Consider the following 14,169-nt stretch of genomic DNA (forward strand, 5'->3'; position numbering starts at 1 on the left):
ACTCTTACATCGAATGAAAAACCATTTTACCCTCCTGCTTCTGTTGGCGAATGCTACGCTTATTAGGGCCCAGATTAAGATTAATGAACTCATGGCGTCGAATGAGAATACGGTTGTTGACAATGTTGGGGTGTATTCTGATTGGGTAGAGCTTCATAATCCAAGCGGAGCTGCGATAGACTTGGCGGGCTATTATCTGACGGACGATTATTCAAATTTGAAGAAATTTCGGTTTACTTCTACCACAGGACAAGTGGTGGTTCCTGCCAACGGTTATTTGTTGATTTGGGCCAGCAGTACGGTGTCAAGTGGCGCAACTCACACGAGTTTTTCGTTGTCGGCCGATGGTGAGCGGGTAGCGTTGGTGATGCCAGATGGGCTGAGTATTGTGGATAGTCTGACGTTTGGCCCCCAACGGATGGACATATCTTATGGTCGGCTGCCCAACGGTGGAACTACGTTTAAGTATTTTACGGTGCCCACGCCTGGGTCAGCCAATGTGGTTACTAACAGTTATGATGAGTTGTTGAGCCCGCCAGTTTTTTCCCATGCAGGAGGTTTTTACAGCAGTAGTTTTGGTTTAACGATTAGCCATCCGGACCCTGGGGTGAGTATTTATTACACCACAGATGGGTCGGTACCTTCGGCGGGGAATTTGACACCTCAGAGCTATACCTACCGCAACAACTATCCGGGCAGCAACCAGACGAAGCAGTACCAGTCGTATAGCTACACGAGCCCTTTGACGGTAGATGATGCCTCGAATTTACCCAACAAAATCAGCACGATAGCCAGTACACACAGCTCAAATTTGGATTATTTACCGACGGCTCCGCTTTATAAGGGGAAGGTGATTCGGGCAGTGGCGGTGAAGGCAGGGGCTTTGACGAGTGAGATTACATCGAGTTCATTTTTCTTTTCATCGAGTGGAGTCAATAAGTTTACGCTACCCGTCGTGTCGGTGATGTCGCAGGAGGATGGGTTATTTTCCTACAACAACGGGATTTATGTACCAGGAATTGATTTTGACAACTGGCGAAATGCCAACCCCACACTCATCCCCGATTTTGGAAGTCCAGCTAATTATCGACGTACAGGTGAGCCTGCCGAACGGGCATCTCATTTTGAAATTATTGAATCCGATACCGTAGTCTATAAGCAAGATGTGGGGATTCGCATCAATGGGGGCTGGTCCCGGGGATTTAAATTTAAATCATTGCGTTTGTACGGTACGGACCAATACAAAACCATTGAGCACCCTTTGTTTCCTCAATTGCCGTATGATGAATATAAAACATTTATCCTGCGGAATGCAGGGAATGATTACAACGGAACATTTTTTAAGGATGCGCTGGTCCATGAAACGGTCGCCCACCTGAAGATTGATATTCAGGCGTATCGACCAGCATTGCTTTTTTTGAACGGCGAATATTGGGGTATTCATAATATGCGTCAGCGGCAAGATAAACACTATTACGCGCAAAAATACGGAGTGAATGAAGATAGCCTGGATATCATAGGAGAAGAGATTGAAGAGGGCACTACTACTCACTATAGGTCGATGATTAGTTATATTAATACCAATGGTGTAGTAAGCAATACCCACTATGATTATGTTCAAACCCAGATGGATGTGGAAAGCTTTCGCGACTATCAGATAACCGAGATATTTTACAATAATCAGGATTGGGGAACCAATAATATTAAATATTGGCGTTTGCAAGTCCCTTATAATCCATCAGCACCTTTGGGGCACGATGGCCGGTGGCGGTGGAGCTTGTATGATGCCGATGCTACAATAAGTAATTGGACGGATAATAGATTGTCGATTGCTTCTTCATTTACAAATTATTGGGACGCAGGCTTTCTGTTGGGAAAGTTATTACAGAATCAGACATTTCGGAACGACTTTATCAATCGATTCGCCGATTTAATGAATACAGTATTCACTACTTCTTATCTCACGGGTTTTATTGAAGCAAAACGCAATGGGATAAGCGCCGAGATTCCGGCCCATCTTGAGCGTTGGAAAACCTTATCAGATAGCGCAGCGTGGCTGTCGAAAATTGCTAATTGTGTTCTTTTTTTTCAACAGCGCCCAGGCTATCAGCAGACCCATATCCAAAGCAAATTTGGTCTTAGCGGTCAGTACAACTTGACGGTCAATGTGTCCAATCCTGCCCACGGTTATGTGCGGGTCAACACCATTGATATTTTGCCGAGTACTACAGGCGTGAATGCTTCGCCCTATCCTTGGACGGGTAGCTATTTTTTTAAGTCTGATAATTCGATTCCCGTAGTGCTACGGGCACGTCCGAAACTTGGCTATAAGTTCAAACATTGGGTCTACAACGCAACGATACTGACCGATAGCGTGCAGACCATTACGGCGAGCGCTGCCCGCAGCTATACGGCGGTATTTGAGCCCACTTTGGTGGCTGCTACCTTAGAGTCGTGTGGTTATGTTTTTAAGGAGTGGGCTTCTACCTCTGCGGCGGGTACATTTCCAGCAAATATGAAATTTGTGTACATGGTCGACACCGACCCGGGATTGAATTCGGATGTAAAGGGTTTTACCACGGGGGGGTATGCCCTAACGAGCGGCACCCGTATTCGTGGTCAGGGGGCAAACGGGGTATCGTTTGTGAATACGGGCAGCGGTACGGTTTACCCCGGCACGAAGCTAGGCGGTGCTCTTTTAGTTTTGAATACGGTAGGCAAGGACAGTGTAAGTGTGATTTGGACGGGGCGGACGGTTTCAAGGGGAGCACAGGAATATGGGATTCGACTTCAGTATAGTATTGATAAAATCGAGGGATTTGCAGATGTATTAGATGCCAATAACCAAGTGGTAGAATACAGTCGAGGAGCCGCTGGGAGTAGTTCGGTGCTGAAAATGAACCTACCGAGTACATTGTTGAATCAGCCTTATGTGTACTTGTTGTGGCGTTATTATCACAAGGTAGGCACGAGTGGTAATCGAGATGAGTTGGGGGTGGATGATATTATTGTGGAGAGCAAGCGAGTATTGAGCGGGACTACGGTATCGGGTATGAGCACGGAGAAAGATGGCGTCTTGTTTTCGAGGGTGAGTGTGGGTAGTAGTTCAAATGTATTGTACGAGGCCAAACGCTTTATTGAACTGAACGCGGGTTTTAATACGAGCCAGGGAGCGGTGTTTCAAGCCCAAATCAAGGGCTGTCCGTAGGGGAAAATGAACTCGTTTATTGATTCTAAAACGGTTGGGAAAAAGGCATATTCATTAGTGCAAAATTTTTTGGATAGAAACGCTTCTTGGTGTGTTTAAACGCAAGAACCTGTAGTTTGTTTTTTCTTTTTACGGTTAGAAAAAAATATCTTACTGTTTTTATCTAACCGTAATTTAGTGCATAAGTCTACTATTTGCATAATTAATTACCTTTTTCCTTCTACAAAGGTAGCGGCAAAATTAACCATTTTTTCTCTTGCTTATTTTGTTCCATTGCGGCGCAACGCCTTAAATTAAATTGAAGTATACAAATAATGATGGTTTTACGAATTAAGGATGGAGTTATTCAATATTTGATGCATTTTTTTAATTAAAAATGTAGTTCAAAAAGAAAGACCGTTTGATAACTTTTTGAGATAAATTAAAATAAATGGAATAATTATGCATTTGATTCAGGGTGGTGGTTGGTAGTTATTTACATCAAGAAAAACAGCTATTTATATTAAAAGATATATTTTTTGCCTATTTGGGGTGATATATTTAGAAAACGTTTTTTTGATTATTAACAATCCATTGACCTATGTTTCAATGAAAGAATTCATTCGGCCCATGTACGGAAAATAAGTTAGTCAATATTGATAAAATGGCCTGTGCTTTGATGAGGGAATCCAAAATTTGTATTGCATTTTTAATAATAATAAATCAGATTGAAGATAAGTTTGTTATGAAACAATTTTTATTTGGATTGATTTTTTTTCTGCATATCACCAGCTTGTGCGCACAAGTGAAAATAAATGAAGTGATGGCTTCCAATCAGAATACGGTCACCGACAATGCTGGCGAATATTCCGATTGGATTGAGTTGTATAATTCAAGCGGTAGCCCCATTGATTTGGCGGGTTATTACATGACGGATACGTATTCCAATTTGATGAAATTTCGCTTTACTACTACGCCCGGCCAAGTGGTTGTACCTGCCAACGGTTACTTGGTGATTTGGGCGAGCAGTACCGTGTCAAGAGGGACCAATCACACGAGTTTTTCGCTGTCGGCAGATGGAGAGCGGGTAGCGTTGGTAGATGATGACGGCGTTACGATTGTAGATAGCCTTTCGTTTGGACCTCAGCCAATGGATATTTCTTACGGTCGATTGCCAAATGGAGGAGTGGGCTTGAAGTATTTCAAACCTGCATCGCCGGGAGCGACCAACGTTGAGGCAAATGGTTACAATGAGTTGTTGGCTCCGCCTGCATTTTCTCATTCAGGCGGATTTTATAACAGCGCGTTCATGCTTTCCATGAATCATCCCGACCCGAGCGTTAAAATCTATTATACCATCGACGGCTCGGTGCCCGATTCTACAAAACTTACGCCCCAAAGCTACGAATACCGCAATCTATTTCCGGGGAGTAGTTTGTATCAGACCTATCAATCCTATCAATACACGAGCTCAATATCGGTGGCCGACCCTTCAAGTCTGCCCAACAAAATCAGCATGATAGCCAGTACCCATAGTCAGGGATTGGGCTACTTGCCTGCATCTCCCATTTACAAGGGTAAGATTGTCAGGGCGATGGCCGTGAAGGCTGGGGCATTGCCGAGTGAAATAACGTCGAGTTCGTTTTTCTTTTCTCAGAATGGCGCCAATAAATTTACGCTGCCAGTAGTGTCAATCATGTCGCAGGAGGATGGATTGTTTGATTACAACAACGGGATTTATGTACCCGGGATTGACTTTGATACTTGGCGGTTGGCCAACCCGAACCAAGGCCCAGATACCGATAATCCTGCCAACTACCGCCGAACAGGCGAAGCCGCCGAACGGGCGTCTCATTTTGAAATTATTGAGTCTGATACGGTAGTTTACAAACAAGATATAGGCCTTCGAATCCACGGTGGCTGGTCGCGTGGGTACCGGTTTAAGTCATTGAGAATTTACGGCACGGATCAATATAAAACCATCGAAAATTCGATATTTCCTGATTTACCTTATTCGGAGTACAAAACGTTTATTCTGCGAAATTCGGGGAACGATTATGCGGGGACGTTATTCAAAGATGCTTTTATCCACCAGTCGGTGGCACACCTGAAGATGGATATTCAGGCATATAGGCCTTCCATTCTTTTTTTGAACGGCGAATATTGGGGTATTCATAATTTGCGCCAACGGCAGGATAAGCATTATTACGCCCAAAAATACGGAGTGGATGCGGACAATCTGGACGTGATAGGTACGGAGGTAGACGAAGGTGATACGCAGCACTACGATGCCATGCTCAATTATATCAATGTAAACAATATCTCCAATGCGACGCATTACGACTATATCAAGACCCAAATGGATGTGGAGAGTTTTATAGATTATGAGATTGCGGAAATTTACTATAACAACTGGGATTGGGGCCCTAACAACATCAAACTTTGGCGTTTGAGAACTCCCTACAACTCCAACGCGGCCTATGGTCATGACGGACGGTGGCGGTGGAGCCTCTACGACACCGACCACGCCATGACAGATTCTACCCAAAATCGACTTTCGATTGCCTCAACCATCGGGACAGTTGGTAGTCCGGGGTTTTTGTTGGGGAAATTATTGTTGAACGAGACGTTTAAGCATACGTTTATCAATCGTTTTGCTGACTTGATGAATACGGCCTTCCTGCCCGCCCACCTCACGCAACTCGTCAATGCCAAACGCGACGGTATCGGCGGCGAAATCACCGCGCACCTCAACCGCTGGAAAACACTGACTGATAGTTCACTGTGGATTGCGGAAATCAACAAATGTATTATGTTTATTCAAGGCCGACCTAACCACCAACGGGGACAGATTCAGGGGAAATTTGGTATCAGCGGTCAGTACAACCTGACGGTCAATGTATCTAATTCTGACCACGGGTATGTGAAAGTAAACACCATTGATATTTTACCAACAACGCCCGGCGTCAGTGCTACGCCTTACCCTTGGACGGGAAGGTATTACAACGGCATTCCAGTCCAACTGCGGGCTTACGGAAAAACAGGTTATAAATTTAAACATTGGTCTTATAATTCAACAACCAGTACGGATTCTGTTTTGACTGTGACACCGGGTATTGTGTATACGGCAGTTTTTGAGGTAATGATTCTTTCTGAAAATCCAGTGCCAGTAGCGGCAAGTTTGGAAGGAGCGTGTGGGTATAGTTTCAAAGAATGGTCGGATGCTTCAGCCGCAGGAACAAGTCCAGCTAATATGAAGTTTGTGTATATGGAAGATTCTGACCCTGGGGTTAATTCGGATATCGTTGGTTTTACAACTGGGTTATATAATTTGACATCACGAACCCGTATTAAAGGATTAAATGCAGAAGGGGTTTCATTTATTAATACTGATAATGGAAATACGGGTTATCCGGGGGCAAAGCTTGGGGGGGCTATATTAGCTTTAAGCACACAGGACAAAAGTGAAATAATAATTCGGTGGAAAGGGCGTACTAAGTCAATAGGGGCACAACAGCATGCGATTCGATTACAGTACCGCATCGGCGATATTGTGGATTTTGTAGATTTATTAAATGAAAGTAATCAGGTAATAGAGTATAATCGGGGGCTTGTGGGAGATAGCGCGGTATTTGAAGTGAAATTGCCTGCTGCATTGATGAATCAGCCTTATATCCAATTACTTTGGCGTTATTATCGAAAGGTTGTTACGAGCGGTAGCCGCGACGAATTGGGCGTAGATGATATTTTTGTGGAAACCAAGCGGGTGCTAAACGGACCTACGGCGGCGGGAGCAAGTACCCAGCAAGAAGGAATACTGGTATCGACGGCGAGTGTGGGAAATACGTCAAATGTGCTTTACGATGCCAAACGCTTTATTGAACTAAACCCGGGCTTCAACACGAGCCAAGGGGCGGTGTTTCGGGCCCAAATCAGCGGGTGCCCCTGACCTACACACATCCCGCAAGAAACGGATTGTTGGGCTGTCGACTTTGACGTTTTTTTGTTGAAAAAAGAACCGATAAATGATGCAACCGATAATTCCATTTTCCAACATCAATTGGAGCGAAGCCATTGATTCATTGAATCAAAAGGGCTTCGCTCTTTTTTCTGACGTGGTGTCTCCCGAAGTATGTCACGCGTTAATTGAAATGTACGATACCCCCGAAGCGTATCGCAGCGTAATTGATATGAAACGCTATAATTTCGGACTTGGGGAATATAAGTATTTTTCCTACCCACTGCCTGCCGTTATCGACCAACTTCGCAGTGGATTATATCCGTATTTGGCTCTCGTTGCCAACGATTGGATGCGTAAATTGGGCATTCCTGTGCATTATCCCGAAACGCTCAATGCCTTTTTGGAATTATGTCACCAAAAGGAGCAACATCGGCCCACTCCCTTGATTCTTAAATACGAGGAAGGGGATTTTAATACCTTGCATCAGGATTTATATGGTGAGGTGTATTTTCCTTTTCAAGCGGTTTTATTTCTAACTGACTCCGAAAAAGACTACAAAGGTGGCGAATTTGTCATGACAGAACAGCGCCCTAGGATGCAGTCCAAGGCAATTGTACTTCGTCCAACGCAGGGTCAAATGCTGGTTTTTACGACTAATTTTCGTCCCGTTTTAGGTACAAAAGGGTATTGTCGAACTGCCATAAGGCACGGTGTCAGTGAAGTATTGGCGGGACAACGCTACAATGTTGGAATCATTTTTCATGATGCGAAATGAGAAAACATACCGAGTTGGGCCGTAATGCTTTTGGGCGATTGAGAATGCTTTCGGTGTTGATTGGTGCGGGTGAAATCAGCCTTGGGGGTAATTGTCGCTTAAAAATTTACGGGCAACTTACCTGCGCATCAGGCAAACGACTCAAACCTCAAAACCGCGTTTTTTTTAAGAACAAACAGGAGGCATTGGGGTATGGTTACCGACCTTGTGGTCGGTGTATGCCGAAAGAATATCAGGATTGGAAAAAAGAATAAGACTTGCGGTTGTGAGAAACAGCAGTCACATCATTGCCGCAGTTTCTCAAAACCTAACCTTATTGCTTTTGCCTACGTATCCACTTATATCCCTCAAACCAAATGACTGACGCGAAGCCTACCAAAGCGGCGATTCCTAATTGAGGGAGGGTGAGGGGCGAAAGTTTGAAAAAGGAGGCAAAGACAGGGACGTACACCAGTGCCGCCAGCAGTAAAATTGTGATAGCAATTACCCCAACCAACAGGTTGTTTTTATACCGAAAAGTGGTAAAAATAGATTCCTGAAACGAGCGGTTGACCAGCGTTAAAAATACATTGGCCATGACCAACGTCACAAAAACCATGGTCCGGGTCAGGTTTTCGTCATAGCCTTCGGCGACCGAATAGCGGTAGGAAAATAAAGTGCCCAGCGTAATGAATAAGCCCTGTACAATGCTGATAGATAGCTCTTTGAAGTTTAGAAATGTATCCGTGAGCGCCCTAGGAGGCTGTTTCATTGCGTTTCTTTCTAAGGGCTCATTTTCATAGACAATGGAGCAGGTCGGCCCCATGATGAGTTCCAGAAAAATCACGTGTACGGGCGTAAAAATGGATGGATAAACCCACCCCAAAATCAACGGCAATGCTACCGTCAGAATGATGGGAATGTGAATGGAAATGATGTATTGAATGGCTTTTTTGAGGTTGGTATAAATCTTTCGCCCCATCGCCACGGCGTCTACCATTTTACTGAAATCATCGTCCACCAAAATCAGCGAAGAGGCTTGTTTGGCAATTTCTGAGCCACGTTTTCCCATGGCGATTCCGATGTGGGCGGCTTTGAGGGCTGGGCCGTCGTTGACGCCGTCGCCCGTCATGCCCACGATTTGGTGTTGGTCTTTTAAGGTATTAATAATTTTAAGCTTGGCTTCGGGAAACATCCGGGTAAAGATGCTCACTTTGCTGATTTTATCGGCCTGCTCTTCGGGACTTAGCTTAAGCAATTCGTCGCCCGTGATAGGAGGAAGCTTGCTTTTAAAATGGGCTTGTTTGGCAATAGAAGCGGTCGTGAGGGAATTGTCACCTGTGATGATTTTGACTTGGATGCCAGCGTCATAAAACTGCTTGAAAACTTTAGAAATGTTACGTTTGGGCGGGTCATAAAATCCTACTAACCCCAAAAATCGAAACTCAAAATCTTGTTGATTTTGGGGAAAATTATTGCCTTCAAAATCGGTTGTTCCTACGCCTAAAACCCGATAGCCTTCAGCGGCAAAATCAGCAACTTGTTGGAAGATAAGTTTTTTTTGTTCTTCTGAAACGGACGAGTGTTTGAGAATCGCTTCTGGAGCACCTTTACAAGCAATGATGCGTTTTCCTGCCTCATTTTCAAAGAGATGCGTCATCATCGGCGGCTTGCCCGAGAGCGGATATTCATGAATGAATTTAAACAGCGGGCGCTCGTCGGTGGCAGTGATGGATGCGTATGCTTGATGCAATGCCTTTTCCATGGGGTCAAAGGGGGCGGGTTCGCTGGCCCACATGGCAGTGGTGATGAGCTCTTGTGCGGCGGTCGTATCCCAATGGCCGTTTTGGGCTACTTGGTTGGTTTGCATTACATATATTTGATGCAATTCCATTTTGTTTTCGGTGATGGTACCCGTTTTATCGGTGCATAACACCGTGGCCGAACCCAGCGCTTCCACGGTTTGGGTTTGTTTGACAATCACGCCCTGTTGCATCAATCGCCAAGCCCCCAAGGCCATAAATGAAGCAAATGCCACGGGGATTTCTTCGGGGAGTACCGACATGGCAATGGTCAACCCTTTGAGCAAACTTTCTAAAATATCGCGCGATTGGAAATAATTAATCCCCCAAATAATCAGAAAAACCACCACGCCAACGGCGGCCATTTTTTTGACAAAATTTTCAATTTGTATTTGTAACGGTGTTTTTTCGGATTGGATTTCACTGAGCGATTGGCCGATTTGCCCCAATTTTGATTGTTTCCCCACGGCCGTTACTTCAAAAACACACTGTCCAGATTGTACCAACGAACCCCGATAAACCTGTCCGTTTTCGTCAGAATTAAGCTCTTTTTGAACGGCAAAGGCTTCGCCCGTCAGCAATGATTCGTTGACGGAGAAATCGTTGATTTGCCGCAATTTTCCGTCGGCAGGAATAAGGTCTCCTTCCGAGGCGACGGCAATGTCGCCGATGACCAACTCATCGACGGGAATTTCGACCAATTGATTGTTTCGAATCACCGTCGCGGCCGACTGTGTGTAGGCTTTTAGGGCTTCTAGGGCTTTTTTGCTGCGGGAATCTTGATAAAAAGAAATAGCGGAGACCAGTAAAATGGCCCCCAACATAAAAAAGCCTTCCGATAATTCGCCCAACGAAAAATAAATAACGGTACATGCGACCAAGAGCAAAAACATCGGCTCGGTAGCGGCTTCTTTGAGCGCTTGCCACCAAACATCGTTGTCCCCTTTTTGGAGTGCATTGTTTCCGTTTTTGTCTAAGGAGTCTTCGACTTCAGTATCCGAAAGGCCTTGAAATGGATAAGGATTGACTGCCATAATAAAAAACCAGCCCCAATTTCTTTTGAGCTTGCCAGAGTTATTGATAAGTTTGCTAAATCTACAAAATAAACGTGGATAGCCCTGACTGATTTTCATCATCAAACTTCTTTACAACCCTTATGAAGCACCTTATCCTCCTGTTTTTGTTGCCGTTATCGGTATTAGCCCAAAAGTTTACACCCGCCGAAATCGCCCGTTATCAGCAGCAGGCAAACCGCGTCACCATCATTCGCGACAATTGGGGCATTCCGCACATTTACGGTAAGTCGGATGCCGATGCCGTTTTTGGATTATTGTACGCCCAATGCGAGGATGATTTTAAACGCGTTGAATTGAATTATATTGAGAAATTGGGCCGAATGGCCGAGCTAAAAGGGGAGTCGGCTTTGTACAACGATTTGCAAATTAAGTTGTTGATTGATACCACAGAAGCGATTGCAGATTACAACAAAGCGGAGCCGTGGATGAAAAAACTGCTGAACGCCTACGCCGATGGTATCAACTATTATTTACTCAAAAACCCGCAGGTAAAGCCGGCATTGCTGACCAAATTTCAGCCTTGGTATCAGCTATTATGGACCGATGGTAGTATCGGAGCCATTAGCACGGCGGAGTTGACGGTGCCAGAATTGAGGAATTTTTATTCAGGAGAGGCCACCGCTGCTTTGGCCGAACCCAAAGACCCCGAGTATCAAACAGGCTCTAATGGCTTCGCATTTGCGCCTTCTAAAACGGCCTCAGGCAACGCCATTTTGTACATTAATCCCCACGTAACGTTTTATTTTCGACCCGAAGTGCAAGTCGTGAGCGAAGAAGGGCTTCACGCGTATGGGGCAGTAACTTGGGGGCAATTCTTTGTTTATCAAGGCTTTAATAAATATTGTGGCTGGATGCATACTTCGTGTAACGTCGATGTAGCTGATATGTATGCCGAAAAAGTGACCAAAAAAGGCGATAAATTTTTCTATGAGTATGACCAAAAACTTAAGCCCGTTACGGAAAAGAAAATTACGATTAAATACCTAGACGGTGACGTTCTGAAAAGCAAAACATTTACCACTTATTACACGCACCACGGGCCCATTATGGCTAAGCGCGATGGAAAATGGGTGAGCCTACGGTCGTATAATCGCTCCATGACTAGCTTGATTCAGAGCTGGAAACGCACCAAAGCGAAAGGGTTTGAAGATTATAAAAAGATAATGGACCTCAAAGCAAACACTTCAAATAGTACGGTTTTTGCGGATTATAAAGGGAATATTGCCTACTGGCATGGAAATTATGTGCCCATTCGCGACAAAAATATGAACTGGTCGCAAGTAATGGATGGCACCACGCCCGCAACCGAATGGAAAGGATTGCATCCCGTGGAAGAATCCGTTCATTTGTACAATCCCGTGAATGGCTGGCTGCAAAACTGCAACTCAACGCCTTTTACGGCAGCGGGGGTGAACAGTCCAAAGAAAGAAAATTTTCCACCTTACATGGCTCCCGATGGCGAGAATTTTCGGGGAGTAAATGCCGTTCGGGTGTTGAGTCAAGGAAGTGGTTATACCCTCGATAAAGTAATTGCGTCGGGTTATGATACTTACCTTTCGGCGTTCGAAGTGTTGGTGCCTGCGTTGGTTAGTTCTTTTGAGAAAAATGTGAAGCCGACCGATTCGCTGTATTCGCAGCTGAATGAGGCCGTTACGTTGTTGAAAAATTGGGATTATCATACAGCCGAGAATTCATTAGCGACCACGGTGGCCATCGAATGGGCCCAAAAACTGACGCCGACCATTACCCGTCTTTACATCAACGAAGGCGAAGCCGACCAAGTGACAAACACCAAGCGTTTTGCCGCTGAGGCTACGCTCAGCCAACTGACGTCACCGTTGGTATCAGCCTTGAATGACCTTAAAACCAAGTTTGGAAAATGGCAAATGCCTTGGGGCGAAATCAATCGTTTTCAGCGTTTGACGGGCGATGTGCAATCCAAATACGATGACAGTCAGCCGAGTTATCCCGTCAAATACGCGTCTGCATTGTGGGGGATGTTGCCGTCGTACAACAGCCGGCCGTACCCGGGCACCAACAAGCGCTATGGCGTGAGCGGCAACAGTTTTATTTGCGCCGTTGAATTTGGCCCTCGTATTACCGCCAAGTCGCTGTTGGCGGGTGGCGAAAGCGGCGACCCTGCCTCTAAGCACTTTTTCGACCAAGGGTCGATGTATTCTCAGGGAAAATTCAAAGATGTATTATTTTACAAAGAAGATGTTCTGAAAAACGCCGAACGGACGTACCACCCGGGAGATAAAAAGTAACGCAGAGAACCTCAAAGAAAAATGAGAACCGCAGAGAACTTAAGTTTCTTGCGGTTCTCATTTTAATTATCTCCGTGTAATTTATTGATATACAGATATATGGATGGTTTTAACCCAAATTACTTGAAAGAATTAGTGACTTTTCAAATGCCTTTTGGCAAATACAAAGGGGTATTGCTCTGCGATTTGCCCGAACCTTACTTGGTGTGGTTTCACAAAGAAGGCTTTCCGGCGGGGAAGTTGGGGGTATTGTTGGCAACGATGTACGAGATTAAATTGAACGGATTAGAGTATTTGTTGAAGCCCTTGCGAGAGAAAAAATAAAGGCTTTAGCAGGCAGTTTTACTTTATAAACTAAACTTACGAATGAGAAAAATTGTAAAAGGATTGGGGATTTTCGTAGGGTTAGTGGCAGTGATTGGGTTAACGGCGTTTGCATTCTTGAACGAAAAAAGACCAGTGGCACCACCAAGTGCACAGGCTGATAGTTTAGCAAAAAAAATGTTGATAGCAGTCAACAAATCGGCGTGGGACAGTACCCATTTCATCACTTGGAAATACGGCAATGGTCATACGTACGTTTGGGATAAAAAAAACAACTTTGTTTTTGTCAATTGGGGTGACTATCGGGTTTTATTGAACCTCCAAACTTGGGACAGGGGGAGGGCATTCAAAGGAACTGAAGAAGTAAAAGGGCCAGATTTGGATGTAGTTCGCGGAAAAGCATGGACGTATTTTTGCAATGATTCGTTTTGGTTGATTGCTCCTTTCAAAGTGTTTGACGAAGGAACCACCCGCAGCTTGGTGCCCAATGAAGACGGCACCAACGATTTATTGGTCAGTTATGCCAGCGGCGGAGTTACCCCCGGCGATGCCTACCTCTGGAAGCTCGATGCCAGTGGATTGCCTTTGTCCTACAAAATGTGGGTAAAAGTCCTTCCCGTCGGAGGGGTAATGGCCACGTGGGAGGGTTGGAGCAAACAGCCTACGGGGGCTATGCTGCCCAGTTTTCATCAACTTGGACCGTTGAAACTGCCCATAAAAGACCTCAGAACAGGACGTACACTGACCGAAACAGGCGTGAGTGGCTCTATTTTTGACCCGATTCGGTAGTGGTTTTCG

8 protein-coding genes are annotated in these 14,169 nt (G+C 45.0%); 7 read left to right on the forward strand and 1 reads right to left on the reverse strand.

The annotated features are described in order from the left end of the window. Positions 1-13: 13 nt before the first annotated feature. The 4 genes from DVG78_RS08030 to DVG78_RS08045 all read left to right on the forward strand — a co-directional run bounded on the left by DVG78_RS08030 (position 14) and on the right by DVG78_RS08045 (position 8,177). On the forward strand, positions 14-3,208 hold the full coding sequence (locus tag DVG78_RS08030) for a CotH kinase family protein (protein WP_114460575.1): 3,195 nt from the start codon (positions 14-16) through the stop codon (positions 3,206-3,208). A gap of 724 nt (positions 3,209-3,932) precedes the next feature. Continuing rightward, on the forward strand, positions 3,933-7,136 hold the full coding sequence (locus DVG78_RS08035) for a CotH kinase family protein (RefSeq protein WP_158549988.1): 3,204 nt from the start codon (positions 3,933-3,935) through the stop codon (positions 7,134-7,136). 76 nt (positions 7,137-7,212) lie between these two features. Then, positions 7,213-7,923: a 2OG-Fe(II) oxygenase gene (locus tag DVG78_RS08040; RefSeq protein ID WP_229598163.1), complete on the forward strand. Its 711-nt coding sequence runs from the start codon at positions 7,213-7,215 to the stop codon at positions 7,921-7,923. After that, the gene (locus tag DVG78_RS08045; protein ID WP_114460577.1) at positions 7,920-8,177 is read left to right on the forward strand and encodes an Ada metal-binding domain-containing protein; all 258 of its coding nucleotides are present in this window, start codon (positions 7,920-7,922) and stop codon (positions 8,175-8,177) included. Before DVG78_RS08040 ends, DVG78_RS08045 begins: the two co-directional genes overlap by 4 nt. Positions 8,178-8,236: 59 nt before the next feature. On the opposite strand, the gene DVG78_RS08050 is transcribed toward DVG78_RS08045, so the two are convergent. Then, positions 8,237-10,738 carry a cation-translocating P-type ATPase gene (locus tag DVG78_RS08050; protein ID WP_114460631.1) on the reverse strand — a complete coding sequence of 834 codons (2,502 nt, stop codon included), beginning with the start codon at positions 10,736-10,738 and terminating at the stop codon, positions 8,237-8,239. A 122-nt stretch (positions 10,739-10,860) separates the two neighbouring features. Between DVG78_RS08050 and DVG78_RS08055 the strand changes: the two genes are divergently transcribed. The 3 genes from DVG78_RS08055 to DVG78_RS08065 all read left to right on the forward strand — a co-directional run bounded on the left by DVG78_RS08055 (position 10,861) and on the right by DVG78_RS08065 (position 14,160). Then, positions 10,861-13,047, forward strand: coding sequence for a penicillin acylase family protein (locus DVG78_RS08055; RefSeq protein WP_114460578.1), 2,187 nt, complete (start codon positions 10,861-10,863; stop codon positions 13,045-13,047). Positions 13,048-13,146: 99 nt separating this feature from the next. Beyond that, positions 13,147-13,371 (forward strand): DUF3820 family protein, encoded by a 225-nt coding sequence (locus tag DVG78_RS08060; RefSeq protein WP_114460579.1) that lies wholly within the window; start codon positions 13,147-13,149, stop codon positions 13,369-13,371. A gap of 42 nt (positions 13,372-13,413) precedes the next feature. Then, the gene (locus DVG78_RS08065) at positions 13,414-14,160 is read left to right on the forward strand and encodes a hypothetical protein (protein WP_114460580.1); all 747 of its coding nucleotides are present in this window, start codon (positions 13,414-13,416) and stop codon (positions 14,158-14,160) included. Positions 14,161-14,169: the final 9 nt, after the last annotated feature.

It is taken from the genome of Runella aurantiaca (genome assembly GCF_003339505.1).
Taxonomy (GTDB): Bacteria; Bacteroidota; Bacteroidia; order Cytophagales; family Spirosomataceae; genus Runella; species Runella aurantiaca.

Excerpts from the sequence above, each read along its gene's own strand:
- DVG78_RS08065 (WP_114460580.1), top strand. The coding sequence starts at position 13,414 with ATGAGAAAAATTGTAAAAGGATTGGGGATTTTCGTAGGGTTAGTGGCA.
- DVG78_RS08060 (WP_114460579.1), top strand. The coding sequence starts at position 13,147 with ATGGATGGTTTTAACCCAAATTACTTGAAAGAATTAGTGACTTTTCAA.
- DVG78_RS08055 (WP_114460578.1), top strand. The coding sequence starts at position 10,861 with ATGAAGCACCTTATCCTCCTGTTTTTGTTGCCGTTATCGGTATTAGCC.
- DVG78_RS08035 (WP_158549988.1), top strand. The coding sequence starts at position 3,933 with ATGAAACAATTTTTATTTGGATTGATTTTTTTTCTGCATATCACCAGC.
- DVG78_RS08030 (WP_114460575.1), top strand. The coding sequence starts at position 14 with ATGAAAAACCATTTTACCCTCCTGCTTCTGTTGGCGAATGCTACGCTT.
- DVG78_RS08040 (WP_229598163.1), top strand. The coding sequence starts at position 7,213 with ATGATGCAACCGATAATTCCATTTTCCAACATCAATTGGAGCGAAGCC.
- DVG78_RS08050 (WP_114460631.1), bottom strand. The coding sequence starts at position 10,738 with ATGGCAGTCAATCCTTATCCATTTCAAGGCCTTTCGGATACTGAAGTC.
- DVG78_RS08045 (WP_114460577.1), top strand. The coding sequence starts at position 7,920 with ATGAGAAAACATACCGAGTTGGGCCGTAATGCTTTTGGGCGATTGAGA.